The sequence below is a fragment of the Demequina sp. NBRC 110053 genome (genome assembly GCF_002090095.1).
Lineage (GTDB): Bacteria > Actinomycetota > Actinomycetes > Actinomycetales > Demequinaceae > Demequina.
In genome coordinates this window covers 456,967-482,386 of record NZ_BBRJ01000002.1, presented here as the reverse complement: position 1 = coordinate 482,386, position 25,420 = coordinate 456,967, and the positions used below count along the sequence as shown (strand labels likewise).

Sequence of the window (25,420 nt, the reverse complement as noted above, 5' to 3'; positions counted from 1 at the left end):
CTCGCTCAGCCGCCCAGCTCCGTGTCCTGGACAAGGAAGATCTCGTTCCTCGCTCCCAGGTCGCACGCGTTGGGAATGGACAGCTCGGGGATGTCCTCCGACGGCGCGACGAACCCGCCGCCTGCGGAGACATGCGAGCCGATGGGATGGGCGACGTCATCGTAGAACACGGTCTGCGCCGCGGCGTCCCAGCGCGTGAGCGAGCGTGGGAACGCGGCCACGGTCTCGATGCCGTCCTCGTGAGCGATGTAGATGCAGTCGTCCCGGATCGCGAGGGTTCCCTCGAGCAATGCCTCCATGCTCGCGGAGGCGTCCCAGTCGTAGCGAGCGAGCGGGCTGTCGACGCTCTCGAGGTCCCCGGTCTCCGATGCGCATCCAGCGACCGTCGCCGCCGTGGCGGCGGCGAGCAGGGCCGCGACGATGCGACCGGTCCGTGAGCGGAAGGTCATGCCCCCACGATAGAGGAGGGACGTTGAGCGGGTGCGTTGCGACGTCCCGTCGTTCCCGATGCGACGGGGCCGGGCTCGCCTCGCCGGTGAGCCCGGCCCTTCGCTGTGATGCGCGCGCTGGCGCCTAGGCGGTCGCGACCTGGATGCGGCGCGGCTTGGCGGACTCCGCCTTGGGCACCGTGATCGTCAGCAGGCCGTCGCGGTAGGACGCCTCGATGCGATCGGGGTCCACGCGGTCCGGCAGCCGGACGGCGCGGTGGAATCGGCCGAAGCGGCGCTCGATGCGCTTGAAGCCCTCGGCGTTGGCGTCAGCGTAGAAGTCGCGCTGGCCGGCTACGGTCAGCACGTTCTCCTCGATCGAGACATCGACCTGGTCGGGCGAGACGCCCGGCAGCTCGACGTGCAGCGTGAAGCCGTCCTCGTTCTCCTCGACGTCCAGCGCGGGGCTGAACGCGCCCGCCAGGGAGGCGTCGGAGTCGCCGAAGAACTGGCGGACCATCCTGTTCAAGTCGTCCTGCCACAGCGACGACGCAGTCGCCGGAACGGCGTGACGAGTGATCTCCCGTGCCATGGTGAACCTCCTGTGAAACGTGGTGTCACCGCCCGTGAGCGGTGTCGGACTCAAAGTTGAGCCGATGTCACTCATGTTAAGACTTGAGCGGGGTTCGCGCAAGTCCCACGGCGACGATCGACTTGGCCTGCACAGCGGCCGTTCCCTGCCCTCAGTTCGCAGGGAACGGAGTGAAGGTGCCGCGCGGGCGACCGGCGCGCGCTGATGCGCCGCGTCCGACGTTCGGATCCCGGCTACAGGCCGGTCGCGTCGACGAGGTCCGGGCGCGGCCGCGAGCGATGGCCCACGATCGTCACCACCACGGTGATCGCGGCGCTCAGCAGCATCCCGGCCGCGATGTGGAGCTGCAGCAGCAGCGCGCCCGCGCAGGCCCCGGCGCCGATGAGCAGGATCGCGCCCATGCGCCTCCGCCAGAAGTTCAGCCCCTCTCCGCCGGCCGCAGAGTCGGCCGCGAGACCCGTGATGGTCGAGGTCACCACCACCGTGGTCACGTCCTTCACCGCTATGTGTCGCGCGACCGCCGCCTGGAGGCCCATCGCGGCGCCCAGCGCGGCTGTGATGGACAGCGCGAGCGGGTGGGGCGGGTCGGACTCGAAGATTGCGACGACGGCAGAGGCCACGAGCACCACGCTGACGACGGAGAACAGCATGGTCGTCTTGTCCGACCATCCGGCGTCGAACGTGCGCAGGGTGCGGCCGCCCAGCGCGGCGCCCACCATGAAACCGACGAGCGCGAGCACTGGTCCAAGCACCGGCAGGCCGTCGACGCCGGTGAGGCCCATCCCGAGGATCACGACGTTGCCCGTCATGTTGCCCGTGAACACGCGGTCGAGGCCGAGGTAGCCCACCGCGTCGATGACGCCGGTGGAGAAGGTGAGCGCGAGCATGAGGCCCAGATGGGTCCGGCCCACGTCCCGTCGCAGTCGCTCGCGCACGCGTCCTCCAGGCAGCCTTCGACCCGACGGCAGGGTCCGCCGGTAGTCTCGACTCAGAGTAGGGCACACACCAGGGAGGTCGAGGCCGCATGGGCGACTACGACGGGATCCTGCGCCGCGGCGAGGGCCTTCCTGCGGGCGCCGACTACGTGCCCGTCACCTCGCGCACCACCCTGTGGGGCAGGCTTCCCTGCAGCGCCGATGCGCCAGTGACGACGGTGTCGTCCGGCACCACCGTGGTGGTGGACACCCTCTCGCACGAGGGACTGCTGCCCGACCAGGGCGGCGATCCGCTCGCCTTCTTCTCCCGCCACGGCGTGGAGGCCGATGCGGTGTTGGCAGAGGCCGTCGAGGTCGCCGCGTCGGGGGCTCGGGATGCCGACAAAGACGGGCCGCACGTGGTCACCGGCCCGATCGGCGTGACCGGTGCTCGCCCAGGAGACCTGCTCGCCGTCGACATCGTCGGCCTCACTCCGCGCGTCCCGTATGGCGTGATCTCGAATCGGCACGGCCGCGGGGCGCTGGCGGGAGAGATGCCCTCGGGGACGGACAACGTGAGCGTGTTCTGCGGCATCGGTCGCGACCGCGACGGCGCGTGGCGCGGCTGGCTGCCGGCACGCGAGGGCGGGCCCGTGGAGACGGGCTTCCCGCTCGCGCCGTTCCTGGGAATCATGGGCGTCGCGACCGCGACCTCAGATAGGGTGCACTCCGTCCCACCCGGGTCCCACGGGGGAAACATCGACATCAAGGACCTCGTCGCAGGCACGCGGCTGTACCTGCCCGTCCAGGTCAGCGAAGCCCTGTTCTATGCCGGCGATCCCCACTTCGCGCAGGGGGACGGCGAGGTGGCGCTGACCGCGCTCGAGGCGTCGCTGCGTGCGACGCTGCGGCTCACGGTCGTGCCGGAGCGTGAGGCGGTGCGTGCGTTCGGGGAGCTCGCCGGACCGCTCGGTGAGTCCGCTGACTATCTCTACCCGACGGGGATGGACGAGGACCTCGATGAGGCCCTGCGCGCATGCGTGCGCCAGGCCGTCTCGATCCTCGCCGCGCGTCACGGCATGGACGCCCACCTCGCCTACGCCTACCTCTCCGCCGCGACCGACTTCCGCATCTCTCAGGTGGTCGACCTCGTCCAGGGGGTCCATGCCGCCATCCGTATCTCCGACTTCGAGGCGAGACCCCATGACGAGTCCTGACCACGCGCACACCTCCGAGCACCCCGAGCTGGACTCTGCACAGGACCTGCAGGCCCTGATGCAGCTGCCCGCCAGGACCGAGCCGCCGCCGCAGCTGCTCGACGCCTTCTGGGCCTACGAGGCCGCGCTCATGGCGGACGACCTCGCGACGCTCGGAGCGTTCTTCGGCGAGGGGCCCGACGTGATGCGCGGCGATGCGAACGGGCTGCTGGTGGGACGTGAGCGGATCGACAGCTTCCGCTCCGGCCGGGGTGGAGCTCCCGCGCGCACGGTGACCGAGATCCAGGTCCGCCCCATCACGGACACGCACGCCTACGTCACGAGCGTCAACGCTCCCGACGCGGGTGGCCGCGGACTCGTGACCCAGTTGTGGGAACGCGCGGGCAACGCGCATGCGACGCCGGGCGGCTGGGTCATCGTGGCCGCCCACGTGTCTGCGCCACCACCGGCGATGGACACCCGCATCTGGCGGGTGCTCGGCTCGCCGCTCGTCACCGGGGCGCAGGACGGGGCGCTTGCAGGCGTGTCGGTCGCGGTCAAGGACGTGTTCGCGGTCGCCGGGCACCGCATCGGCGCCGGAGTGCCCGCCTACCTCGCCGAGGGCCGCGGCCAGCGCCTCCCAGCGACCGCGGTCGCGGCGCTCCTCGATGCCGGCGCCCACATCCGCGGCATCGCGCAGACGGACCAGTTCGCGTACTCGATCGCGGGGCGCAACGGCGCGTACGGTACACCCCCTAACCCGGCCGCGCCCGGTGCCCTCCCGGGCGGCTCGAGCTCCGGTCCCGCGAGCGCGGTCGCGAGCGGTCAAGCGGATCTGGGCCTCGGCACCGATACCGCGGGCTCCATTCGCGTGCCGGCCTCCTACCAGGGCCTGTGGGGCCTGCGCCCCACGTACGGCGCGGTGTCGCTCGACGGCGTGCTGCCTCTCGCGCCTGCCTACGACACCGCCGGCTGGCTCGCCCGCGACGGCGAGACGGTGGGCCATGCGGCGCAGGCGACCCTGGACGCAACTGCGCAGCGCAACATCGACCGGCGCAGCGCGGTGGTGTGCGCCGCGCTGTTCGAGACCGCTGACGCCGACGTGAGGAACGGGCTGGCAGGCGTCATCGACGCTCTCGCTCGCGCCCAGCAGTTCGACGTGCTCGAGCCCATCGAGCTGCCGCACCCTCGCGACCTGTTCGAGATCTTCCGCTGCACGCAGTCGGCCGAGGCGGCGCGCGCGTGGCAGGAATGGGTGGCGGCGCACCCCGGGGCGCTCGCGGAGGACGTGGCGGAGCGCTTCGCATGGGCGAACTCCGTGACGGCCGAGCAGGAGCAGCGCGCTCTGCAGGCCAAGGCCGCGGCGCGCGATGCCATCGACGCTGCGCTCGGCGACCGCATCCTGCTGCTGCCCTCCGCGAGCTCCGTGGCGCCGCCGCTCGACGCGAGCTCCGAGCGACTGCACTCCGTGCGGGAAGCCACGTTGGGGCTCTCGGCTGTCGCCGGCATCACGGGCCGTCCGGCGCTGTCGGTGCCGCTGCTCGAGCTCGACGGCGGCCCGGCAGGGCTGTGCCTCGTCGGGCCGCGGGGGAGTGACCTCGCCCTCGTCGACGCGGCGCTCGCCTGGACGGACGCGCTGTCGTGACGTCCGCATCGGCCGCCTGAAATGCCTGCGTAACCATCACACGGCATGATGTGAAGGTGACCGTTCCTGCACCAGTGAACCCCCCGCCGCGGCTGCTGATGGGCCCCGGGCCCATCACCGCGGACCCGCGCGTGCTGCGAGCGATGTCCGCGCAGCTCGTGGGCCAGTACGACCCGTGGATGACGGGGACCATGAACGAGGTCATGGGCCTGTACCGCGAGGTGTTCATCACGGAGAACCAGCAGACCATGCTCGTCGACGGGACGTCGCGCGCGGGCATCGAGGCCGCGCTGGTGTCGCTGCTCGCGCCGGGCGATCGGGTGCTCGTCCCCATCTTCGGGCGGTTCGGGCACCTGCTCGCGGAGATCTGCCGACGCGCAGGCGCCGAGGTGCACACCATCGAGACCGAGTGGGGGCAGGTCTTCACCGAGGAAGCGATCGAGGCGGCGCTCAGCGACGTTCAGCCGAAGGTGCTCGCTGTGGTCCATGGCGACACGTCCACCACCGTCGCTCAGCCGCTCGAAGGCCTGGGCGAGCTGTGCGAGCGCCACGGCGCGCTGCTCTACGTGGACGCGACCGCGACGCTGGGCGGCAACGAGTTCCGCACCGACGAGTGGGGCATCGACGTCGCGACGGCCGGCCTCCAGAAGTGCCTGGGCGGGCCGTCCGGCTCCGCACCTGTGACGTTCTCGCCGCGCGCAGCCGAGGTGGTCGAGGCGCGCACGTCCGTGGAGGAGGGGATTCGTGCGCCGGGAGACCCCGTCGCAGCCGAGCCCATCCGTTCGAACTACCTCGATATGGGTCAGATCTTCGACTATTGGTCCGAGCGGCGGCTCAACCACCACACCGAGGCCACGACCATGCTCTACGGCGCGCGTGAGTGCGCGCGCATCCTGCTCGCGGAAGGTCTCGCGGAGTCCTGGGCGCGCCACGAGCTGCATGGACGCGCGATGTGCGCGGGAACGGCGGCGCTCGGACTGGCGACGTTCGGCGCGCGGGCCTACAAGATGACCAACGTCGTGGGCGTGGAGATCCCCGACGGGGTGAACGGTGATGCGGTGCGCGGGGCGATGCTCGAGGACTTCGGCATCGAGATCGGGACCAGCTTCGGTCCGTTGCACGGGAGGATCTGGCGCATCGGCACCATGGGCTACAACGCCAGAACCGATGCCGTGCTCACCACCCTGGCCGCGCTCGAGGCCGCGCTGCGCCGGGCTGGTCATCGCGCACCGGCGGGAGCGGGAGTCGACGCCGCCTACGAGACCTACGGCGCAGGCGTGTGACGCCGTTCTCCGCGGACGAGGTGCTGGCGCGCTGCGATGTCCTCGCCGGCATCTCCGCGGCCACGGACGGCATCGAGCGCGCGTACCTCACCCCTGAGCATGCGCGCGCCAATTGGACCGTGGGGGAGTGGATGGACGCCGCGGGGCTCGACGCGTGGCAGGATGCCGCCGGCAACCAGCGCGGCACGCTGGCGGGGCCTACGGCCGATGCGCCCATCCTGCTGCTGGGCTCTCACCTCGACACCGTGCCAGGGGCGGGACGGTACGACGGCATCCTGGGCACGCTGTTGGCGATCGCGGTGGTGGGACGGCTGCGCGCGCGGGGCGTGGAGCTGCCGTTCGGGCTCGAGGTGATCGGCTTCGCGGACGAGGAGGGCACGCGCTTTGGCCGCACCCTGCTGGGCTCGTGCGCGGTCGCGGGCACCTGGCAAGAGTCGTGGTGGGGCCTGCGAGACGCTCACGGCACCACCGTGCGCGACGCGTTCATCGCCTTCGGGCTCGACCCGGCGCGCGTAGGCGACGCGTCCCTGCGCGGTCAGTCCATCGTCGGGTATCTCGAGGCGCACATCGAGCAGGGCCCGCTGCTGCAGGACGCGGACAGGGCGCTGGGCGTCGTCGAGGGCATCATGGGCGCCCGGCGCTTCGAGCTGCAGATGACGGGAGAGGCCGGCCATGCCGGCGGCATGCCGTACGGGCGCCGGCGGGACGCGCTGCTCGGTGCGTCCGAAGTGGTCACCGCCGTCGAGGCGCTCGCGCGCGACGCGGGCGCGATCGGGACCGTGGGACGCCTGCACGCCTACCCCGGCGCGATGAACGTGATCCCGGGCCGCGTCGAGTTCTCGCTGGACCTGCGCGCGGAGACCGACGCCCTGCGCGATCGGGTGTGGCGCGAGATCGAGGAGGCGGCGCTCAAGGCCGCGGCATCGCGCAACCTGGCGTTCGATGTGCACGAGCTGCATGCCGCGCGGGCCACGCACGTCGCCGCGCCGCTGGCCGCTGCCGTCGAGGCGGGCATTCGCGCATCGGGAGATGCCGCACCCATGCGGCTGCTGTCGAAGGCGGGCCACGACGCCATGGCGATTGCGGACCTATGCGACTACGCCATGCTGTTCATCCGCTGCAAGGACGGCGTGTCGCACCACCGCGACGAGTCCGTGCGGGCCGACGACGTCGCGCTGGCCCTCGACGCCTTCGAGGCGACTGTCCTCGCCGTCGCCGACGCGCACGACCGAGCGCACGACTGAGCGCCCGACCCGCCCCAGCAGGAGATGAGTGCTGGTCTCGGGCCCTCTTCCGGCACTCATGTCCTTTCACGACGCTCAGGCGCTGACACCGGCAGCCGTTCTGAACCCGCGCATCGGCGCTACCGTCGCAGCATGAGCGCTCACGAGTTCCGCCAGGTCGACGTGTTCGGCGTCGACCCCTACACCGGCAACCCCGTCGCCGTCGTGCTGGGCGCCGACGACCTCGACACCGACCAGATGGCCCGCATCTCCGCGTGGACCAACCTCTCCGAGTGCACCTTCGTGCTCGAACCGTCCACGTCCGAGGCTGACTACCGGGTGCGGATCTTCTCGCTCACGAACGAGCTCCCGTTCGCGGGCCACCCCACCCTCGGCACAGCGCGGGCGTGGCTCGACGCGGGCGGAGTGCCGCAGCGCGAAGGCACGGTGACGCAGGAGTGCGGCGCCGGGCTGGTGCCCGTGCGCATCGATGGCGAGTCGCTCGCGTTCGGCGCGCCCGAGCGGCGACGCTCCGGCCCCGTCGACCCGGCCGACGTCGAGTCCGCATGCCGCGTGCTGCGCATCGACCCATCGGACGTGGTCGACGCCGCGTGGTGCGACAACGGCCCCCCGTGGGTCGGACTGCTGCTGGACAGCGCCGATGCCGTGCTCGCGGTGCGCCCGGAGCTGTCGCCTCAGCGCGGACTCGTCATGGTGGGGGTGGCCGGTCTGGGCGGTGGCGACGGCGACGTGGAGGTCCGCACGTTCTTCAACGACACTGACGGACCGCTGCGGGAGGACCCCATCACGGGCAGCTTCAACGCCGCGCTCGCGCAGTGGCTCACCGAGTCCGGCCGGTTGGCGGCGCCCTTCCTCGCTCGCCAGGGAACGGCGCTCGGTCGCCTCGGGCGGGTCGCCGTGGCGGAGGGCGATGGCGCGCTGTGGATCGGCGGGCGCACGCACGTTGCGGTGGCGGGACGCATCGACGCCTGACGGCGTCGCGACGGCGAACTCGCAACGCTCTACACTGTGTCGAACCAGACCGTCGCGGCAGCGGAGCCGTGACGGAGGGCGCGCGGGAGGACGGCATGAGACGGGCTCGAGGAGCGCTGGAGGCGGATGTGATGGCGGCGCTGTGGCGAGCCGACGGACCCCTCACGAGCGCCGAGGTGCGCGACGCCTTCCCCGAGGCGCATCGGCCGGCGCTCACGACCATCCTCACGGTGCTGTCGAGACTGGAGGACAAGGAGCGCGTCATCAGGGAGCCGCACGCGTCCGGAGCGACGTTCGCCCCCGCTGCCGCCGAGTCGGCAGACGCCGCCGAGTCGATGGCCCACGTCCTCGACGGAGTGGCCGATCGCCAGGCTGCGCTCGCCCGGTTCGCTGGCGCGCTCGCGCCCGAGGATGTCGCTGCGCTCCGGCGGGCCCTCGACGGGTGATCATCGCTGCCCTCGCTTCGGCTCTGGCCGGCTTGCTCGCCTTGACGGTGGGGCCTTGGCTGTTGACGCGGGCACGGTGGAGGGTGTTCAGGCCCCGGCTCGCACTGGGCCTGTGGCTCGCGTGCCTGCTCGCCGGCGCAGGCATGCTCAGTGCCGCTCTGGGGATCGTGGTGGCCGATGCGGCGACCCTCACCGCAGCGGGGACCGCCGGAGGAGACTGGGTCTCGACCGTGGCCGCGTGGTGCGGGCTGGCAGTTCTCGGCTGCCTGGCCGCGGCGGTCGGAGCAGCAGCGGCGTCCGCCTCTGCCGACGCTCGGCCCTACGACGATGCCCTGACCCGCCTGGCGGCGTCCCCGGAGAGCCGCGTTGTTCGCGACGGCGTGGAGGTGCTCGTGATCGCGGGAACGCCCGGCCTGACCGCGCTCGTGGACCCGGCTGGCCGCGGCCGGGTGCTCGTTGGGTCGGAGTTTGCGCGCGCACTGGGTTCCGCGGGGTTCGAAGCGGCGGTGGCTCACGAGGTCGCCCACGTCCGAGGCCGACACACCCTCCTCCTCCGGGCGGCGCGCCTCACCGCCGTCGCGTTCTCGCGGGTGCCGCGCGGCCTCCATTTCGAGCAGGCAGTGAGGACGCTCGTCGAGCTCATCGCGGACGACGCAGCTGTGAGGCGGTGCGGCAGGGATGCGGTGCGGGAGGCGCTGGCCGTTCAGGCGCGCTTCGCTCCTGGGTGCTCAGCCGAGTTGCGCGCTCAGCGCCTTTACTCCCCGTTCTACGTCTTGTAGAGTGCCCGCACGGCGATCGACGCCTCCCGATGACGTGAGAAGAGCCCTATGAGCACCGAGACCGCGGCACCTGCGCGCGACGACATCCCCGCCCGAGCCGTCCTGCGCCGCAGCAACTGGTTCGGGGCCTTCTGGCGATGGCACTTCTACGGCTCGCTGATCGTCATCCCGGTCCTGCTGACTCTGGCTGTCACCGGTCTGATCTATCTCTTCCGCGCGCAGGTCGACGCTGTCATGCACCCAGGGGTGCTGCAGGTCGAGGTTCCGGCTGGCCAGGAGCGGCTGCCGCTGTCCGCCCAGGAGGAGGCGGTCGTCACCGAGTTCCCCGAGTGGACGGTGCTGTCCGTGCAGGACAGCCTCGCCGGCCGCGCGACGGTCTTCCACATGGATGCCGCGGGCGAGTCCCGCAACGTCTACGTCGATCCCTACTCGGCAGAGATCACCGGGGACCTCGCTCCGTCCGATCTGCTGTCCGACTGGGCCGTCACGACCCACGGCACCCTGATGTCGGGGACGTGGGGCGAACGGATCATCGAACTCGGCGCATGCTGGGCGATCGTGCTCGCGATCACCGGCTTCATCCTCTTCTTCAAGGGCCGAGCAGCCCGCGCGAAGGCCCGCCGAGCTCGCACCCGCGGTGCTCGGACGCGGTGGATGCACGCATGGGTCGGAGCAGGCCTGGGGGTCGGGATCCTGTTCCTCGTCGTGTCCGGGCTGCCATGGACCTCCGTCTGGGGCTCGAAGGCACAGGAGCTCGCGACCAAGGGAGAGACGTCGCTGTGGTCCGACGACCACGGCGCCGAGTCGACCCTCGGCGAGCAGATCGAGGCCTCGCACGGCTCCTCCGCGTCTGCCGGGTGGACCATCGCCGAGGCGGAGACGGCGGAGAGCGCCGCGGCCGTGGGGACCTCGGTGTCGGTCGACACGGCGACGGCTGCCGCCCGCGCCGAGGGCGCTTTGGAGCCGTACCTCGTGATGTACCCAGCAGACGAGACGGGCGTCTACTCGGTGATGGCCACCATGTGGTACAACGCCGGCAACCCCTCCGAGAACGATCCCTCCCTCGAGAAGGTGGTGCACGTCGACCAGTACTCGGGCGAAGTTGCGGCAACGTACGGGTACGACGACTACTCGCTCGCCGCCAAGGCAGTCGCTCAAGGCATCGCGGGGCACGAAGGTCGCCGCTTCGGAGAGCTCAACACCGTCATCACGACGGCCTTCTGCCTGGGCATCATCTTCATGTGCGTATCCGGTCCTGTGATGTGGTGGAAGCGCCGGGGCTATGCGCGCGGCACCACGGGCGCTCCCAAGGCGAAGCTCCCGGTTCTCACCAACTGGGTGACCGCCCTGATCGTGGTGGCCCTCGGCTTGTTCCTGCCGCTGTTCGGCCTCTCGGTGATCGCGCTCCTGCTCATCGATCAGCTGCTCATCAGGCGCGTCCCTGCGCTCAAGCGGTTCTTCGCCAGTGCGGACTGACCGGCTCGCGCCGGTGCTCATCGATGCGGCAACCGCATCGAGCATGCACAGGTTCGCTGCATCTATCCTGGGCCGGTGAGCACTCCTCAGCACATCGGCATGGTCCTCAACCCGACGAAGACCAGCCGAGACGACCTCGAGGAGGCGCTGGCGCCGCTCCTCGAGGAACGACCGCAGGTCGAGGTCGCCTGGTACGAGACCTCAGTCGAGGACCCGGGCCACAGCATGACCCAAGCCGCGCTCGACGCCGGGGCGGATGTCGTGGTCGCGGCCGGCGGCGACGGCACGGTGCGCGCGGTGGCCGAGTGCCTCGCGGACACGGGCGCGGAGGCCGCGCTCGGCATCGTGCCGCGTGGCACCGGCAATCTCTTGGCCCGCAACCTGGACGTGCCGCTGAACGACATCGGCAAGGCGCTTGAGGTGGTGCTGGGTGGGCAGACCCGCACCGTCGACCTCGCGTGGATCGGCGCAGAGATCGAGGGCGAAGCGCAACGCATGGCGTTCACCGTGATGGCCGGCGTGGGCGTGGACGCGAACATGATCACCGAGACCGATGAGGACCTCAAGGGCAAGGTGGGCTGGCTCGCCTACGTCGAGTCGCTCGGCCGGGCGGTGTCCGCGAGCGACGTCATCGAGATGGGCCTGTCGATCGACGAGGAGGAGCGCCGCACCGAGGACGCCCACACCGTCATCGTGGGCAACTGCGGCATACTCACGGGCGGCGTCACGCTGCTGCCTGACGCGGACCCGTCGGACGGCGAGCTGGACCTGCTGGTGCTCAGCGCGGACGGACTGGCAGGGTGGCTCGACACCATGAGGTCGATGGTGTGGGACAACGGCCTCAAGCGGCTGGTCGGGGCATCGGACAGCGCGGAGAGCAGCGAGTCCGTCACGCATCGCCGCGTCGCCGCCGTGACGGTCGACTTCGAGAAGCCTCGCATGCTGGAGCTGGACGGCGAGGACGTGGGCGAGTGCGACAAGGTCGCCTTCAGCATCCAGCCGGGCGCGATCCTCGTGCGCGCACCGCAGGAGTAGCGGCTCAGACGTCCTGGTCCGCTCCGCCCCCCAGGTCCGAGCAGTCGACCTCGAAGACGAGGTGGTCGCGCAGGTACTCTCGCGCTCCGCGGTCGCCCTCGGCGGACTGCGCGATCTCTGTCCAGTGATCGCGGCCCAGCAGGACCGGATGCCCGGGAGCGCCGTCATAGTGTGCGCGCGCGAGGGTCCCGCGCGGGTCGTCCGCGCCTACCGCCATGACCCTCCGCCCCGCGGCCGCCGTCTGCCCCGGAAGGTCGACCAGCGTCAGCAGCACCGCGTCAGCGCTCGACGTCGCGGCCGCCGCCAGCCCGACCTTGAGGGAGGCCGACTGCCCCTCGTGCCAGTCTGTGGCGACCACTGGCAGTGTCCCGCGAGGGACCAGCGTGGCGGCCTCCTCGGCCTGAGCGCCCAGCACGACGATCACCTCGCGGCATCCCGCGTCGCGCAGCGCCTCGCAGGCGATCGAAAGCCACGGCGTGCCGTCGGGCGCGGTTCGCAGCGCCTTCGCCCCGCCGGCGCGCTCGCCCGCCCCCGCCGCGAGCACCACTCCTGTGACATCCATGCGCCTCACCCTACGATGGGCGCATGAGGTTCGAGCGAGAGCAGCTGCTGCACGCGCTGCGCGTCGAGCGCGTGGCCGATGCGCTGGCGGGGCAGGACTTCGACAGCGCCGATGCGCTGGTCGAGGCGGCGATGGACGTCGCCACCCCCTTGAGCGAGGACGAGATCGACGAGGCGCTCGCGGCGCATCCGCGCATCGGCGAACGAGCCTCGGGCGAGGGTGCCGAGGCTCGCTTCAGTCGCGCCGAGCAGGCCGCGAGCGACGATGCGGACGAGCAGCTCGCCGAGCAGCTGCGCGAGGGAAACGAGCGGTACGAGGCGCAGTTCGGCCGCGTGTTCCTGATCCGCGCGGCCGGTCGCGACCGGCGTGACATCGTCGAGGAGCTCGAGCGCCGGCTGCTGAACGACCCCGCCGAGGAGACAGAGGAGACCGCCGAGCAGCTGCGGCAGATCGCCGCCGCAAGGTTGAGAGAGATCGGGCAGAGCGCATGAGCTTCGTCACCACTCACGTCCTCGACGCGGTGAGCGGAGAACCGGCAGCAGGCGTCGCCGTGACACTGTCGGAGCGAGGAGGCGAGGGCTGGGAGCCCGTTGCCTCAGGCGTCACCGACGCGGATGGCCGCATCGGCGATCTGGGGCCCGATCGGCTCGATGAAGGCGTCTACCAGGTGCGCTTCGATACCGGGATGTACTTCTCGACGCGAGATGTCGCGACGTTCTATCCCGAGGTGCTCATCACCTTCGAGGTCGCCGGCGGCAGCCACTACCACGTGCCCCTGCTCCTGAGCCCCTTCGCCTACTCGACGTATCGCGGGAGCTGAGCGGCCGCATCGGCCCTACTCGACCGCCAGGTCTCGGCGCCTGAATCCGGCGAAGCCGATGGCGGTGAATCCCAGCGTGAACAGCGACACCCACATGAGGCCCGTCCAATCGGGATCTGAAAGCAGGACGTCGGGAACGTGCCACACCGGCGAGATGCCGAGCGCCCAGTCGGGCAGGCCGAACGACGGGCCCAGGAGCGTGAGCACGAACGCCGCGACCACCCCGGCCCATGCGGCGACCGCGACCTTGGGGCGCGCGCCGACGACGAGCACCGACACTGCCACGAGAGTCCAGATCGCCGGGACGATCGTCATCGCCTGCACCCACACCTCGCGGAACTCGACCCCCAGGTCGGAGCGCGCGGCAAGGAGCGCCACGACGGCGCCAGCGACCGCCATGTAGAGCACGGGCAGGACGAGCGCGAGCAGCACGTTCGCGCCGTAATAGCGCGGGCGCGACACCGAGCCGGCCATGACCGGCTCGACACGGTCCTCCATCTCCTCGGAGCGCACGCGCAGCATCACCTGGACGCTCGGGATGGCGGCGAAGATGCCGATCATCGACAGGATCATCACCAGGAAGGACGCGACGAGCACGTCCGCTGAACCACTGCCGCCCGCCAGCGCCGCGGCCATGGGGCTGCCCGGTTCGATGAGGTCGACGATGGATGTCGCGAAGTAGCCGAAGATGAACCCCAGCAGCACGAACGCGTCGGTCCACGTCAGCGCCGATCCCTTCGACAGCCGCCACGCGAGTCCCCACGGGCCGCGGGCACGGCCCCGATCAGGGCCCGGGCCGGGCTTGAGGAGGCCCTGACCGAAGTCGCGCGACCCCTCGAGTCGAAAGGCGACGGCGAGCAGGATCCCGGTGAGCGCGACACCGAGTGCAAGCGGCCACCACAGGTTCTCGCCGGCCGGCTGCGTCTCCTGCATCCAGCCCAAGGGGTTGATCCAGATGGTCCACTCGGGCGCCTCGATGGAGTAGGCGAAGCCGCGCAGGATGAAAAGTGTGCCCAGGGTCGAGATCGACAGGGCCGTCGAGGTGCGCGCGTCGGCGCCGATCTGCGCCGCGACGGCCGCGAAACCGGCGAACATCCAGCCGGTGACCGTCCACGTGCAGGCCAGCAGCCACGAGGCCTCGGCGCCTCCGCCGCACAGCACGGTGAGCGCGCCGGCAAGCACGCCGGTGATGACGCCCGCGATGAGGGCCATGGCGACTCCAGTGAGGAGGCGGGTGGACCGGCCCATGACACCCGAGGCGAGCAGCTCCGCCTGGCCCGAGTCCTCCTGCACACGCGTGGCGCGCGTGACGGTGAAGATGGCGCCCATCGCGGCGAGGAAGCCGCCGAGCGCGAGCGTGCGCCACGCGTTGAAGCCGTCCGTGGTGAGTAGATCGGTGGGCGGGCCGAAGATGAGCCCGATGGCGGGGTTGGCTGCAACGGCCTGCTGCAGTCCCTCGCGTTCGGTCTGGTCGGGAAACACCAGCGGATACGCGATGACCGAGGACACCGACAGCACCGTGATGAGGAGGACCCACGGCGCCATGAGGCGGCCGTCGTGCTTGAGCGAGGTGCGCAGCAGCAGGCGGGCGCCGGTCGTCGCGCCGCGGTCGCGGTGCGGGGTCGGCAGGGCCGATGCTATGGCTGGGGCGGTGGTCACGCGCGGGTCTCCTCGTAGAGCCTGAGGAAGAGGCTCTCGAGGCTCGCGGGCTCGACGGCGAGCTTCGACATGCCGTACGGCGCGAGCACCTTCATCGCTTCGCCCACCTTGTCGGGGTCGACCGACGCTGTGACGCGGTGCCCGTTGATGGTCACGCTCTCGAGCGGCGCCAGCTCGGTGGCGTCTGGCACGCGCTCGAGCACCACGTCGATGGACGTCTGGGTATCCGTGCGCAGATCGTCCAGCGTGCCGGTCTGCACGATGACGCCGTCGCGGATGATGCTGAGGCGGTCCGTGAGCGTCTCGACCTCGGACATGATGTGGCTGCTGAGCAGGATCGAGACGCCGCGGTCCTTCGCCTCGCGCACGGTCTCCTGGAACACCTGCTCCATGAGAGGGTCGAGGCCAGAGGTGGGCTCGTCGAGGATGAGCAGCTCGGCATCCGAGGCGAGCGCTGCGACGAGCGCGACCTTCTGCCGGTTGCCCTTGCTGTACTGGCGCCCCCGCTTGGAGGTGTCGAGCTCGAAGCGCTCCACCAGGTCCTTGCGGCGGCCCTCGTCGAGACTCCCGCGCAGGCTGCCCAGTAGGTCGATGGCCTCGCCCCCGGTCATGCTTGGCCACAGCGACACGTCACCGGGCACGTAGGCGAGCCGGCGGTGGAGCTCGACGACGTCCTTCCAGGGGTCGCCACCGAGCAGCGAGACCGTGCCACCGTCGGCCTTGAGCAGGCCGAGGAGCACGCGGATGGTCGTCGACTTCCCGGCGCCGTTGGGGCCGAGGAAGCCGTGCACCTCGCCCTTCGCGACCGTGAGGTCGACCCCGTTCAGGGCCTTGAACCTGCCGTAGGACTTCGTCAGCCCCTGGACGTCGATCACGCTGGACTGCTCGGTCATGGACGGCCTCTCCTCGGCGAACGGTGCGATGCGTCCCAGTTAACTCCACACTCGTGGAAATAGGCAACCGGTGCGACTACCATGCCGGGATGGCCATGTCTGCGCAGGGCGAACGACGCCGTGGGCGGCGTCCCGGAGACGCTGATACGCGCGAGGCGATCCTCGACGCGGCGCTCGCGCTGTTCGCCGAGCGTGGGTACGAGCGTGCTTCCATGCGTGCCGTCGCGGAGCGCGCGGGTGTCGACGCCGGCATGATCCGTCATTGGTTCGGCGACAAGGAGGGCCTCTTCACGGCGACCGTCCTGGATCGCACCCCCATGGCAGGACGGATCGCCGCCGTGCTCGGGGACGAGTCGCCCGGCCGCGGGCGCCGCCTGGCCGCGGGATACCTCGACCTGTGGGAGGACCACGAGACGGGTCCCATCCTCAGGGCTCTCGTGCGGTCGAGCGTCGCCGCCTCGGAGGTGCCGGTGGCGGTGCGACGTGCGCTCGGCGGAGGGGTAATGGATCGGGAGTACACCGGCGAGAGGGCGGATGCTGGGCTCGTTCTCCTGGGCTCCCACATGCTCGGAGTCGCCATCGCCCGCTACGTGTTTCGGCTGCCGCATCTGGTGACGATGCCGCGTGAGGCTCTCCTCGACGAGCTTGGCCCCGTGCTCGACCGGTACCTCGCGCTCGACTGAACCCGCGCATCGGCCGCGCGGAATGTCCTCGCCGATGCGCGGGTTGCCCCGACCATGACCTCAACAGTGACGCTCAACGACGGCACCATCATCCCTCAGCTGGGCTTCGGCACCTTCCAGGTGCCGCCCGATGAGGCCGCGTCCACGGTCGCGACCGCGCTCGAGGTGGGCTACCGCCACATCGACACCGCGCAGGGATATCAGAACGAGGAGGGCGTCGGGCGCGCCATCGCGGACTCCGGCATCCCTCGCGACGACATCTACGTCACCTCGAAGCTCACCAACTCGAAGCACGAGCGCGACGACGCCCTGCGCTCGTTCGACGAGACGATGGACAAGCTGGGCCTGGACCGCGTGGACCTGTTCCTTATCCACTGGCCGCTGCCCACCCAGTACGACGGCGACATCGAGGGAACGTGGAAGGTGATGCTCGAGCTGCAGGAGACGGGCCGCGTGACCTCCGTCGGCGTGTCGAACTTCCAGCCGGACCACCTCGAGCGGATCATCTCCGCGACGGGCGTCGCGCCCGTGGTCAACCAGATCGAGGCGCACCCGTTCTTCCGCAACGACGCCGCGCGCGCCGCCTCGCACGAGCACGCCATCGCGGTCGAGGCCTGGGGGCCGCTTGCCAAGGGCGAGGCCGTTGACGATCCGACCATCCGGGAGATCGCGTCCGAGCTGGGTCGGGAGCCGTCTCAGGTGGTGCTGCGCTGGCACGTGCAGCGCGGGGACATCATCTTCCCCAAGTCGATGCACCGCGAGCGCATGGAGGAGAACTTCGCGATCTTCGACTTCGGCCTGTCCGACGAGCAGATGGAGCGCATCAACGGCCTCGACCGCGGGGAGGACGGGCGCCAGGGACCCAACCCGGACACGTTCGACCGCGTCTGACGCCGGGTCGACGCTCAGGCTCGTGTCCACCCCGCATATCTCCGCACCCGACGGCGCCTTCGCCGGCGACGTCCTGCTGCCTGGCGATCCCCGTCGTGCGACACGCATCGCCGAGGCATTCCTGCAGGACGCGGCGCGCGGAGTTCTCGCGCGCTGAGCTGGACGCCCGCCCCGCGCCTCCTACGGTTCCGAACAATGGGTGCGCGACACGCCGGTCCCGAGCGCTCGGCGCGGCGCGACACGCGCAATGTCCGTCGCAGCATGTTCGTGAGTGTCGGGCCGCAGCACGCACGAGGGCCACCGCGGCCGCCACGACAGGGCACCCGTCGGGAACTCTGAACGCGTGCGCTACGTCCGGTTCGCCCGGTAGTAGGCGATGAGCGCCTGCGTGGACGCATCCTGTGCCTCGAACGCTGCCTCGTCCCCCTCGATCGCCGGGGCGATCTCGAGCGCGAGCTTCTTGCCCAGCTCGACGCCCCACTGGTCGAACGAGTTGATGCCCCAGATCACGCCCTGCGTGAAGGTGATGTGCTCATACAGCGCGATGAGCTGGCCCAGCACGGCGGGGGTGAGGGACGGCGCGAAGATCGAGGTGGTGGGCCGGTTGCCCGAGAACGTGCGCGCGGCGACTAGGGCGCCGGTGGTGCCCTCGGCCTCGACCTCCTCCGCCGTCTTGCCGAAGGCGAGTGCCTTGGTCTGAGCGAGGAAGTTCGCGAGGAACAGGCTGTGGACGTCCTGGTCGCCGTCCTTGAGGTCGTAGGCGGGGTTCACGACGGCGATGAAGTCCGCCGGGATGAGCTTCGTGCCCTGGTGGATGAGCTGGTAGAAGGCGTGCTGGCCGTTGGTGCCCGGCTCGCCCCAGAAGATCTCGCCGGTCTCCGTGGTGACGGGCGAGCCGTCCCAGCGCAACGACTTGCCGTTGGACTCCATGGTGAGCTGCTGGAGGTAGGCCGCGAACCGATGGAGCTGCTGCGCATACGGCAGCACCGCGTGCGACTGCGCGCCCAGGAAGTTCACGTACCAGACGTTGAGCAGGCCCATGAGGACGGGCACGTTCTTCTCGAGCGGGGTGTCCGCGACGTGGCGGTCGACGGTGTGGAAGCCCTCGAGCAGCTCGCCGAACACGTCCGGCCCGAGCGCGATGGCCAGCGACAGGCCGATGGCGCTGTCGACGCTGTAGCGGCCGCCCACCCAGTCCCAGAAGCCGAACGCGTTGTCCGTGTCGATGCCGAACTCCGCCACCTTGTCGAGCGCCGTGGAGACGGCCACGAAGTGATGAGCGACCGCATCGGCCTTCTTGTCCTCGTTCGAGAGGTCCACTCCTGCCTCGGCGAGCGTGGTCCACAGCCACGCACGTGCGAGGCGTGCGTTGGTGAGGGTCTCGAGGGTGGTGAACGTCTTCGAGGCGACGATGAACAGCGTGGTCTCCGGGTCGAGGCCCTTCACCTTCTGCGCCATGTCGGTCGGATCGATGTTCGACACGAAGCGCGCCTCGATGCCGGCGGTCGCGTAGGGCTCGAGCGCCTCGTAGACCATGACGGGACCCAGGTCGGAGCCGCCGATGCCGATGTTGACGACGGTCTTCACCTTCTTGCCGGTGACGCCTGTCCACTCGCCGGAGCGCACCCGGTCCGCGAACTCGCTCATGCGTGCGAGCACCTCGTGCACGTCCTCGTCGACGTTCTGGCCGTCGACCACGAGCGCAGGCTCGGTGCCGGCGGGGCGACGCAGGGCCGTGTGCAGGACGGCTCGATCCTCGGTGGTGTTGATGTGCTCGCCCGCCAGCATGGCCTGGTAGCGCTCGGCCACGCCGGTCTCCTCTGCGAGCTTCACGAGCGAGCTCAGGACCTCGTCCGTCACCAGGTTCTTGGACAGGTCGACGTGAAGGTCGCCCAGCGGGAGGCTCAGACGGTCGACGCGACCGGGGTCGGAGGCGAACCATCCGCGCAGGTCGGGGGAGAAGCCGTCCCGGTGGGAGGTGAGCTCGGCCCAGGCGGACGTGGTCGTGGCATCGATGGGTGCATTCACGTGACCCAGGCTAGTCGGGTGCGGCTCGCGCGTCACCGGGACCTCCGGGTCACCCGTGCGGGGAGCCGATGCGTGGGCCGGCTCCGACCAGGGGTTCTCGCGTCTCAGCAGTCGCTGACGGCTGGTTCAGGGCGGTCTCTTCGCGCTCAGTGACTGCTGGCGCGCATCGAGTCTGGCCTACGGCCCGAAGTGCTCGAGGACGCGCTGGGGCCAGTCGCCATCCGCGAGGCCCGCGCGGTCCAGGAGATCGCGCCAGTCGTCCTCGGCGTGCTCGGCGGCGTCGTCGAAGAGGCCGATGCTGCCGCGGGCGGCGATCACGACCGCGGCGTGGATGCGCTCGGGGTCGATCGCGGTCGGGATCCAGAGGTTCTCGAGGGCACCGAGCACGCGCGTCGCGGCGGTGCCGAAGTCCTCGACGGCGCGCTCACGCACGCGGTCGGTGACGAGGGCCATGGCCGGTATCCTCTCACGCTCGCGAGGGCTCCACACGCCGGCCGGCCGGACGGGCCAGGCCCGTCAGACGCGAACGCTCAGTCCTCCTCGTCACCTGTGACGAGGGGGCGGGGCGCGAGCGTCTGGATGATGATGGTCGCTGCGACGAGACCCGCCGCGAGGGGCAATGCGAAGCTGCGGATGATCTCCATGAGCACGGAGAAGATCGACGCGCCCACCTCCGCGTTGGCTCCGAGAACGTCATCGAACCACCACACGATGTCGGGCCCGAAGATGCTGACGAGCACTCCGACGACGACCAGGACGATCGCCCAGGTCAGGCAGCGCTTGGCGATGGGGTGCACGGTGAGTCTCCTCCGATGGGCTGGGTCCACGCTATCGAGGCCTGCGTCGGTGGGCCACCACCAGGAGACGCGCGCCTCGCGAGACCCACCCCACGCACCGCCTGAAACTCAGGTGGGGGGGGGGCAGTGAGCGCTACAGCGGCGGCGCCACGGCGCGCTCGCCCTGCACGTAGACCTCGCGGATGGCCGGCTGGCGCAGGCCCACGAGCAGCGTGAAGAGCTCCTCCAGCGTCGACTGCTCCTCGTCGTCGGACCGGATGCCCATCGACAGCATCCCGTCGAGCGGCTCCCACCGCGACGTGTCGATCAGCAGGAAGTCCGCATCCTTGCCCACGTCGAGGTTGCCGAACGCGTGCTCCATGTCGAGGGCCCGGGCGCCCGCGAGCGTCGCCGCGAACAGCAGCTCCGCCGGGTGCAGAGCGGTGCCGGAGTCGCCCTGCTCGGAGATGTGGACCTTGTAGCAGTCGCCGGCCACGCGCGAGATGAGCCACTCGTCCCCGGCTCCGATGTCCGTTCCCAGCGCGACGTTGACGCCGGCGCGGACGGTCGCGCGCCACGGCATGGTGCCCGAGCCCAGGAAGAGCTGCGACGTGGGGCAGTGCGCGATCGAGGTCCCCGTCTCCGCCATCCGTGCCAGCTCGCCGGGCTGCGAGTGCACGGCGTGAGCGAGCGTCGAGCGCCTGCCCAGCAGGGAGTGACCTCCCATGCGTGAGCCCTCGAGGAAACGCCCGTCGTAGGTGTCCAGGTAGGAGTCCACGCCATACGTGCCGAGCACCGCCGCGATCTCGCCGTCGCCCTTGCGGTTGTTCTCGTTGAGGTGGCTGTGGAAGTAGACGCCGCGCATGCGAGCCTCCTCATACAGCTCGCCCATCGCGTGCAGCGTGGTGCGCGTCACCGACAACGAGAACCGCGGCACGACCGCCACCTGCACCTTCGCGGTGCGCGGGTCGCCGGTGTCGACGGCATGCCAGTGGTCGATCTCTGCGGCGACCAGCTCGATCGCTTCGCGTTCGCCCGTGATGAGGGCCGATGCGGTGGCTGGGCCGGTCGTCTGCACGCCCCTCCCTGACACGATCCGGAGGCCAGCCGCGAGGGTCTCGCGGTACAGCGCGTCCTGAGCGACGGGGAAGGCCGAGCCGAAGACCATCGCCGCGGTGGTGCCGGCCGCGATGCGACGGCGCGTGAAGTAGCGTGCCGCGCGGTCAGCGAACTCGTGGTCCGCGTATTGCGCCTCGGTGGGGAAGATGCAGTGGTCGAGCCACTCGAGCAGCTGCCCGCCGCCGTGGGCGGCGGTCGCGTATGCCTGGGGGAAGTGGACGTGGCTGTCGACGAAGCCTGGAAGGAGGTAGTCCGCCTCGGTTACGGGCGCCTCGGCGAACGTCGCCGGCAGTTCCGCGTGGTCGCCTATCCACGCGACCCTTCCCTCGCCGTCGACAGCCATCGCGCCGTCGGGGAGGGACACGAGGTGCGCGGCGACGTCCGCCTGCGCCGGCGCGCCCGCGATGTGGAAGATGTGAGCGCGATAGACCCGCGTCATGCCGGCCTCACACGAGTCCCGAGTACTGGTCCCACGCGCGACCAGCGTCGGGCGCGTCGTCGCGGATCACGGAGGCCTGGATCAGGCCGTAGGGGCGGTCGTCGGCGTGGAACACCTCGCCCGCGTTGTCGATCCCGAACCGGCCCAGGTCGTACAGGAAGTGGTGCTTGTTCGGAGCCGCCAGGCGCACCTCGACGAGCTCCGGCACCGCCTCGAGCACCGCCTTGCCCATCTCGTACATGGTCTGCTGCAGGGCGAGCGAATGGTGGTTCGCGAACGTCGCCGTCAGGATCGCCTTGACGCGGTTGTACAGGCCGTCGAAGTCGAGGCTGCCCGCGTCGATCTCGCCGAACCGCCAGCGCGCGACCAGCGACGTCGCCATCACCCGGTCGGTGGTGGGCTCGAGCACCGTGTACTCGTCCTCGAGGAACCCGTGGAACTCCGAGCCGGTCGACTTGAGGATCGTGAGGTCCTTGAGCCCGCCCGTGATCCACACGCCGTCGTCCTGGACGGTGACCGTGGCGGTGCGCACCTCCTGGCCCGCGCGCACCCATGCATGGTCGTGCCCTGCATGGTCGTGCCCTGCGTGGTCGTGCTCGCTCCCGGCAGGCGCATCGGCGCTGGGCGCTGTCACCCTCACCCAGGGGTACTCCTCGATCTCGACGCGCGCTCCCGTGACCGGCTCGATGTCCGTCACGAAGTGCGTGGCGAGTGCGAGGCCGTAGCGCTCGATCGACTCGAGACCCACCGTCTTCGCAAAGGCGTAGGCCGTCTGCTTCTGGGTGTCGGTGGGCAGCACGTTCGCCTGGTCGCCGGTCAGGTGCGCATCGTCGAATGTGCCGCGCAGGCACGTCGACACGTTGACGTCGCGGATCTCGTGTCGCGCGCTGTCGCGGACGATCCGCACGATGCGGTTCTCGGCCTTGCCGTACTGGTGGTCTCCCAGTCTGATGCCCATGGCGTCCTCTCGTCGGGCACGCATGCCCTGGTCCATCCTGGCTCAGCGAGCCGTCGCGCGCTCGGGAGCGGCGGCTGAGCGCCGCAGCAGCCTGCCAGGGGGCGGCTCCTCGTCGATGTGCGGGTGGGCCTGCCTGCCGCCCACCCAGGTGCGCAGGGTCCGGCCGGCAAGCGTCCGCCCGCCGAACGCCGTCACCGCGTGGCGATGCTCGAGCCTCGCCGGATCCACCGTCCACGCGCGGTCGGGAGCGAAGACCACGAGATCCGCCCGCGCGCCCTCCCGAATGGTGCCCTTGTCCACCAGCCCGGCGAACGCCGCAGGCCTGGCGGTCAGCCACGACAGTGCCGTCGCGAGCGGGATGTCGCGCTCGCGCGCGCCGTTCGCGACGGCGGCGAGCATCACCTGCAGGCCAGAGATCCCACCCCAGGCTCGCCCGAAGTCGCCGTCGAGCTTGAGGTCGGGCGTCGCCGGAGAGTGATCGGAGGCGATGAAGTCGATGGTGCCGTCGAGCAGCGCCTCCCACAGCGCCTCGCGGTTGGACGCGTCGCGCACCGGTGGGCAGCACTTGAACTGGGTCGCGCCGTCGTCGATGTGCCCAGCGTCGAGCACCAGGTAGTGGGGACAGGTCTCGACCGTGAGCTGGAGTCCCTCGGCCCTGGCGCCACGGATCGCGTTGAGCGCCTTCGCGGAGCTCAGGTGCAGGATGTGCGCCCGGCCGCCCGTCGCACGCAGGGCGGAGATGACCATCGCGATGGCGCTGGTCTCCGAGGTGTCCGGCCGTGAGGCGAGGAAGTCCTCGTAGTAGCGCCCCCCGCCGTGGGACTCGAGGCGGTCGGGGTCCTCCGCATGCACGATCACCATGCCGCCGAACTCGGCCGTCTCGGCGAGCGCCTCGCGCAGCTGGCTCGCGGTCAGGTGCGGGAACTCGTCGACGCCAGAGGGGGACAGGAACGCCTTGAATCCGAACACGCCCTCGTCGTGCAGCGGTCGCAGCGTACCGAGACTCGCCGGGATCGCCCCACCCCAGAACCCCACGTCGACGCTGGCCTGCGGCGCGGCGACCTTGCGCTTGAGGGCGAGCGCCTCCACCGTGGTCGTGGGTGGGATCGAGTTCAGCGGCATGTCGATGATGGTTGTCACGCCCCCGGCCGCGGCGGCGCGCGTCGCGGTCGCGAAGCCCTCCCACTCGGTGCGGCCCGGCTCGTTGACGTGGACGTGGGTGTCCACCACGCCCGGGATGAGCACCTGGTCGGACGGCACCGAGACGATCTCGAGGGCGCTCCACTCCGCGTGCCGCGGGCCGATGCGCGCGATCACGCCGTCCTTGACCCCAAGGGCCTGCGCACGCCAGCGGCCATCGATCAGCACCCGGTCGGCGCGGATCACGAGGTCGAAGTCGGTCATGCCGCGAGGGTACGACTCCGATGTTGCGCGCGCGTGTCGAGCCGGTGACCACTGGTGGCGCACCGCCCACGTCGGCATGTCCGCCGTGGCGCGAAGCAGCGGCAACGCCGGCGAAACACCGCCCTCGTACACTGCGAGGATGTTGGACATCGCCGCCGAGCTTGAGCGTGCGCTCGAGGCTGGCCACCGCGTGGGCGTCGTCACGGTCGCGGCCGTGCACGGCTCCGCTCCGCGCGCCGTCGGCTCCGCCATGGCGGTGACCGACGACGGCCGGGTGATCGGCGCGATCTCGGGCGGCTGCGTCGAGTCCGAGGCCCACGACCTCGCGGTCGCGGCGCTCACGGGATCGCTCGGGAGCGCGTCGCGAGACCTAGGGCTCTCGGACGACGATGCGCTCGCGGCCGGTCTCGCGTGCGGCGGTCACCTGGGAGTCGTCGCTTCCGTGCTGGGGCCGGCCGATGCGCACGTGAGGGAGCAGCTTCGCCTCGCCGCCGAGGGGCGCGGCGCGTCGGTCGAGATCTCGCTCGCCGATGGCGCGGTCTCGGCGGGCGCCGTGCCCGACGGCGAGGACATCGCCACCGTGACCGGCGGGTACTTGCAGGTGAGGCGCACCAATGCGCCGCAGCTGATCATCGTGGGCGCCGTCGACTTCTCGTCCGCGCTGGCGACGGCGGCGCGCCCCCTCGGGTACCGCGTCACGGTGGTGGACGCGCGGCCCGCGTTCGCGACGGTGGAACGTCACCCGGATGCGCACGAGGTGATCCGCGCGTGGCCGGAGGAGTACGTGACGAGGGCGCGCTTGGGCGCCCGCGACGCCATCTGCGTGCTGACGCACGAGGAGCGCTTCGACATCCCCGCCCTCGTCGCCGCGCTTGCGACCGATGCTGGCTACGTGGGCGCCATGGGCTCGCGCCGGACGGATGCCCGCAGGCGGGAGCTGCTGCGCGAGGCCGGAGTCAGCGAGACGGCGCTGGCTCGACTGCGCAGCCCCATCGGGCTGGACATCGGCGCCGTCACGCCTGCCGAGACCGCGATCTCCATCGTCGGTGAGCTCATCGCAGATGCTCGGCGCGCGAGTGCCGAGCGCCTGAGCGAGACCGCGGGCCCCATCCACGCGAGGCCCATCCCCACCACCTGAGCCCAGCCAGCGCATCGGCCCTCCCCACCCGGCGAATGGG

Annotated in this window: 27 protein-coding genes; 15 read left to right on the top strand and 12 right to left on the bottom strand. The window is 70.8% G+C overall.

The features are described 5' to 3' along the window. Window positions 1–5: 5 nt before the first annotated feature. From B7K22_RS02355 to B7K22_RS02345, 3 genes are all read right to left on the bottom strand, one after another. Window positions 6–449 (bottom strand): hypothetical protein, encoded by a 444-nt coding sequence (locus B7K22_RS02355; RefSeq protein WP_084038171.1) that lies wholly within the window; start codon window positions 447–449, stop codon window positions 6–8. Between the two features lie 124 nt (window positions 450–573). Further along, the gene (locus tag B7K22_RS02350; protein ID WP_159448723.1) at window positions 574–1,020 is read right to left on the bottom strand and encodes an Hsp20/alpha crystallin family protein; all 447 of its coding nucleotides are present in this window, start codon (window positions 1,018–1,020) and stop codon (window positions 574–576) included. A 233-nt stretch (window positions 1,021–1,253) separates the two neighbouring features. Next, window positions 1,254–1,955, bottom strand: a complete 702-nt coding sequence (locus tag B7K22_RS02345) for a YoaK family protein (RefSeq protein ID WP_234983274.1) — start codon at window positions 1,953–1,955, stop codon at window positions 1,254–1,256. Between the two features lie 89 nt (window positions 1,956–2,044). Between B7K22_RS02345 and B7K22_RS02340 the strand changes: the two genes are divergently transcribed. The 9 genes from B7K22_RS02340 to B7K22_RS02300 all read left to right on the top strand — a co-directional run bounded on the left by B7K22_RS02340 (window position 2,045) and on the right by B7K22_RS02300 (window position 12,010). Then, entirely contained in the window at window positions 2,045–3,151 is a 1,107-nt protein-coding gene (locus B7K22_RS02340; protein ID WP_084038169.1) for an acetamidase/formamidase family protein, read from the top strand. Continuing rightward, on the top strand, window positions 3,138–4,775 hold the full coding sequence (locus B7K22_RS02335) for an AtzH-like domain-containing protein (RefSeq protein WP_200807352.1): 1,638 nt from the start codon (window positions 3,138–3,140) through the stop codon (window positions 4,773–4,775). Before B7K22_RS02340 ends, B7K22_RS02335 begins: the two co-directional genes overlap by 14 nt. 98 nt (window positions 4,776–4,873) lie before the next feature. Beyond that, window positions 4,874–6,058, top strand: coding sequence for an alanine--glyoxylate aminotransferase family protein (locus B7K22_RS02330; RefSeq protein WP_084039670.1), 1,185 nt, complete (start codon window positions 4,874–4,876; stop codon window positions 6,056–6,058). Further along, window positions 6,055–7,302, top strand: coding sequence for an allantoate amidohydrolase (locus tag B7K22_RS02325; RefSeq protein WP_084038168.1), 1,248 nt, complete (start codon window positions 6,055–6,057; stop codon window positions 7,300–7,302). Before B7K22_RS02330 ends, B7K22_RS02325 begins: the two co-directional genes overlap by 4 nt. A gap of 132 nt (window positions 7,303–7,434) precedes the next feature. Next, on the top strand, window positions 7,435–8,274 hold the full coding sequence (locus tag B7K22_RS02320; RefSeq protein WP_084038167.1) for a PhzF family phenazine biosynthesis protein: 840 nt from the start codon (window positions 7,435–7,437) through the stop codon (window positions 8,272–8,274). Window positions 8,275–8,369: 95 nt separating this feature from the next. Continuing rightward, window positions 8,370–8,720, top strand: a complete 351-nt coding sequence (locus tag B7K22_RS02315) for a BlaI/MecI/CopY family transcriptional regulator (RefSeq protein ID WP_084039668.1) — start codon at window positions 8,370–8,372, stop codon at window positions 8,718–8,720. An 83-nt stretch (window positions 8,721–8,803) separates the two neighbouring features. Then, window positions 8,804–9,499: a hypothetical protein gene (locus B7K22_RS02310; protein ID WP_144276198.1), complete on the top strand. Its 696-nt coding sequence runs from the start codon at window positions 8,804–8,806 to the stop codon at window positions 9,497–9,499. Window positions 9,500–9,547: 48 nt separating this feature from the next. Continuing rightward, window positions 9,548–10,975: a PepSY domain-containing protein gene (locus B7K22_RS02305; RefSeq protein WP_084038165.1), complete on the top strand. Its 1,428-nt coding sequence runs from the start codon at window positions 9,548–9,550 to the stop codon at window positions 10,973–10,975. A 75-nt stretch (window positions 10,976–11,050) separates the two neighbouring features. Beyond that, on the top strand, window positions 11,051–12,010 hold the full coding sequence (locus B7K22_RS02300; protein WP_234983273.1) for a diacylglycerol kinase family protein: 960 nt from the start codon (window positions 11,051–11,053) through the stop codon (window positions 12,008–12,010). Between the two features lie 4 nt (window positions 12,011–12,014). Here B7K22_RS02300 and B7K22_RS02295 read toward each other — a convergent pair whose 3' ends face one another. Continuing rightward, window positions 12,015–12,572, bottom strand: coding sequence for an NTP transferase domain-containing protein (locus B7K22_RS02295; RefSeq protein ID WP_084038164.1), 558 nt, complete (start codon window positions 12,570–12,572; stop codon window positions 12,015–12,017). Between the two features lie 23 nt (window positions 12,573–12,595). On the opposite strand from B7K22_RS02295, the gene B7K22_RS02290 reads away from it, so the two are divergent. Continuing rightward, on the top strand, window positions 12,596–13,063 hold the full coding sequence (locus tag B7K22_RS02290; RefSeq protein WP_084038163.1) for a 2-oxo-4-hydroxy-4-carboxy-5-ureidoimidazoline decarboxylase: 468 nt from the start codon (window positions 12,596–12,598) through the stop codon (window positions 13,061–13,063). Then, entirely contained in the window at window positions 13,060–13,392 is a 333-nt protein-coding gene (uraH, locus tag B7K22_RS02285) for a hydroxyisourate hydrolase (RefSeq protein ID WP_084038162.1), read from the top strand. The genes B7K22_RS02290 and uraH overlap by 4 nt, the downstream gene beginning before the upstream one ends. A gap of 15 nt (window positions 13,393–13,407) precedes the next feature. On the opposite strand, the gene B7K22_RS02280 is transcribed toward uraH, so the two are convergent. Further along, window positions 13,408–15,051 (bottom strand): ABC transporter permease, encoded by a 1,644-nt coding sequence (locus tag B7K22_RS02280; RefSeq protein WP_234983272.1) that lies wholly within the window; start codon window positions 15,049–15,051, stop codon window positions 13,408–13,410. Then, window positions 15,048–15,944, bottom strand: coding sequence for an ABC transporter ATP-binding protein (locus tag B7K22_RS02275; protein ID WP_084038161.1), 897 nt, complete (start codon window positions 15,942–15,944; stop codon window positions 15,048–15,050). The genes B7K22_RS02280 and B7K22_RS02275 overlap by 4 nt, the downstream gene beginning before the upstream one ends. Before the next feature lie 89 nt (window positions 15,945–16,033). Here B7K22_RS02275 and B7K22_RS02270 point away from each other — a divergent pair, with 89 nt between their 5' ends. The 3 genes from B7K22_RS02270 to B7K22_RS12395 are packed head-to-tail and all read left to right on the top strand — an operon-like array spanning window position 16,034 to window position 17,675. Beyond that, window positions 16,034–16,627: a TetR/AcrR family transcriptional regulator gene (locus B7K22_RS02270; RefSeq protein ID WP_084038160.1), complete on the top strand. Its 594-nt coding sequence runs from the start codon at window positions 16,034–16,036 to the stop codon at window positions 16,625–16,627. Window positions 16,628–16,681: 54 nt separating this feature from the next. Beyond that, window positions 16,682–17,518 (top strand): aldo/keto reductase, encoded by an 837-nt coding sequence (locus B7K22_RS02265; RefSeq protein ID WP_084038159.1) that lies wholly within the window; start codon window positions 16,682–16,684, stop codon window positions 17,516–17,518. Window positions 17,519–17,540: 22 nt separating this feature from the next. Next, entirely contained in the window at window positions 17,541–17,675 is a 135-nt protein-coding gene (locus tag B7K22_RS12395) for a hypothetical protein (protein ID WP_255372162.1), read from the top strand. Window positions 17,676–17,866: 191 nt separating this feature from the next. On the opposite strand, the gene pgi is transcribed toward B7K22_RS12395, so the two are convergent. The 6 genes from pgi to allB form a co-directional block, all read right to left on the bottom strand. Continuing rightward, a complete protein-coding gene (pgi, locus tag B7K22_RS02260; protein ID WP_084038158.1) occupies window positions 17,867–19,546 on the bottom strand; it encodes a glucose-6-phosphate isomerase in 1,680 nt (559 codons plus the stop codon). Between the two features lie 177 nt (window positions 19,547–19,723). Beyond that, on the bottom strand, window positions 19,724–19,999 hold the full coding sequence (locus B7K22_RS02255; protein ID WP_084038157.1) for a hypothetical protein: 276 nt from the start codon (window positions 19,997–19,999) through the stop codon (window positions 19,724–19,726). A gap of 77 nt (window positions 20,000–20,076) precedes the next feature. Next, window positions 20,077–20,343, bottom strand: a complete 267-nt coding sequence (locus B7K22_RS02250; RefSeq protein WP_084038156.1) for a hypothetical protein — start codon at window positions 20,341–20,343, stop codon at window positions 20,077–20,079. A gap of 133 nt (window positions 20,344–20,476) precedes the next feature. Beyond that, the gene (locus tag B7K22_RS02245) at window positions 20,477–21,880 is read right to left on the bottom strand and encodes an amidohydrolase family protein (RefSeq protein WP_084038155.1); all 1,404 of its coding nucleotides are present in this window, start codon (window positions 21,878–21,880) and stop codon (window positions 20,477–20,479) included. Between the two features lie 7 nt (window positions 21,881–21,887). After that, window positions 21,888–22,838, bottom strand: a complete 951-nt coding sequence (pucL, locus tag B7K22_RS02240; RefSeq protein WP_084038154.1) for a factor-independent urate hydroxylase — start codon at window positions 22,836–22,838, stop codon at window positions 21,888–21,890. A gap of 42 nt (window positions 22,839–22,880) precedes the next feature. Further along, window positions 22,881–24,242: an allantoinase AllB gene (gene allB / locus B7K22_RS02235; protein WP_084039662.1), complete on the bottom strand. Its 1,362-nt coding sequence runs from the start codon at window positions 24,240–24,242 to the stop codon at window positions 22,881–22,883. Window positions 24,243–24,381: 139 nt separating this feature from the next. Here allB and B7K22_RS02230 point away from each other — a divergent pair, with 139 nt between their 5' ends. Further along, window positions 24,382–25,380, top strand: coding sequence for an XdhC family protein (locus B7K22_RS02230; protein WP_084038153.1), 999 nt, complete (start codon window positions 24,382–24,384; stop codon window positions 25,378–25,380). Window positions 25,381–25,420: the final 40 nt, after the last annotated feature.

Bases quoted from the DNA above. Each gene is read 5' to 3' on its own strand.
- B7K22_RS02355 (WP_084038171.1), bottom strand. From the start codon at position 449: ATGACCTTCCGCTCACGGACCGGTCGCATCGTCGCGGCCCTGCTCGCC.
- B7K22_RS02350 (WP_159448723.1), bottom strand. From the start codon at position 1,020: ATGGCACGGGAGATCACTCGTCACGCCGTTCCGGCGACTGCGTCGTCG.
- B7K22_RS02340 (WP_084038169.1), top strand. From the start codon at position 2,045: ATGGGCGACTACGACGGGATCCTGCGCCGCGGCGAGGGCCTTCCTGCG.
- B7K22_RS02335 (WP_200807352.1), top strand. From the start codon at position 3,138: ATGACGAGTCCTGACCACGCGCACACCTCCGAGCACCCCGAGCTGGAC.
- B7K22_RS02330 (WP_084039670.1), top strand. From the start codon at position 4,874: ATGGGCCCCGGGCCCATCACCGCGGACCCGCGCGTGCTGCGAGCGATG.
- B7K22_RS02320 (WP_084038167.1), top strand. From the start codon at position 7,435: ATGAGCGCTCACGAGTTCCGCCAGGTCGACGTGTTCGGCGTCGACCCC.
- B7K22_RS02315 (WP_084039668.1), top strand. From the start codon at position 8,370: ATGAGACGGGCTCGAGGAGCGCTGGAGGCGGATGTGATGGCGGCGCTG.
- B7K22_RS02305 (WP_084038165.1), top strand. From the start codon at position 9,548: ATGAGCACCGAGACCGCGGCACCTGCGCGCGACGACATCCCCGCCCGA.
- B7K22_RS02295 (WP_084038164.1), bottom strand. From the start codon at position 12,572: ATGGATGTCACAGGAGTGGTGCTCGCGGCGGGGGCGGGCGAGCGCGCC.
- B7K22_RS02290 (WP_084038163.1), top strand. From the start codon at position 12,596: ATGAGGTTCGAGCGAGAGCAGCTGCTGCACGCGCTGCGCGTCGAGCGC.
- uraH (WP_084038162.1), top strand. From the start codon at position 13,060: ATGAGCTTCGTCACCACTCACGTCCTCGACGCGGTGAGCGGAGAACCG.
- B7K22_RS02275 (WP_084038161.1), bottom strand. From the start codon at position 15,944: ATGACCGAGCAGTCCAGCGTGATCGACGTCCAGGGGCTGACGAAGTCC.
- B7K22_RS02270 (WP_084038160.1), top strand. From the start codon at position 16,034: ATGGCCATGTCTGCGCAGGGCGAACGACGCCGTGGGCGGCGTCCCGGA.
- B7K22_RS02265 (WP_084038159.1), top strand. From the start codon at position 16,682: ATGACCTCAACAGTGACGCTCAACGACGGCACCATCATCCCTCAGCTG.
- B7K22_RS02255 (WP_084038157.1), bottom strand. From the start codon at position 19,999: ATGGCCCTCGTCACCGACCGCGTGCGTGAGCGCGCCGTCGAGGACTTC.
- B7K22_RS02245 (WP_084038155.1), bottom strand. From the start codon at position 21,880: ATGACGCGGGTCTATCGCGCTCACATCTTCCACATCGCGGGCGCGCCG.
- pucL (WP_084038154.1), bottom strand. From the start codon at position 22,838: ATGGGCATCAGACTGGGAGACCACCAGTACGGCAAGGCCGAGAACCGC.
- allB (WP_084039662.1), bottom strand. From the start codon at position 24,242: ATGACCGACTTCGACCTCGTGATCCGCGCCGACCGGGTGCTGATCGAT.
- B7K22_RS02230 (WP_084038153.1), top strand. From the start codon at position 24,382: ATGTTGGACATCGCCGCCGAGCTTGAGCGTGCGCTCGAGGCTGGCCAC.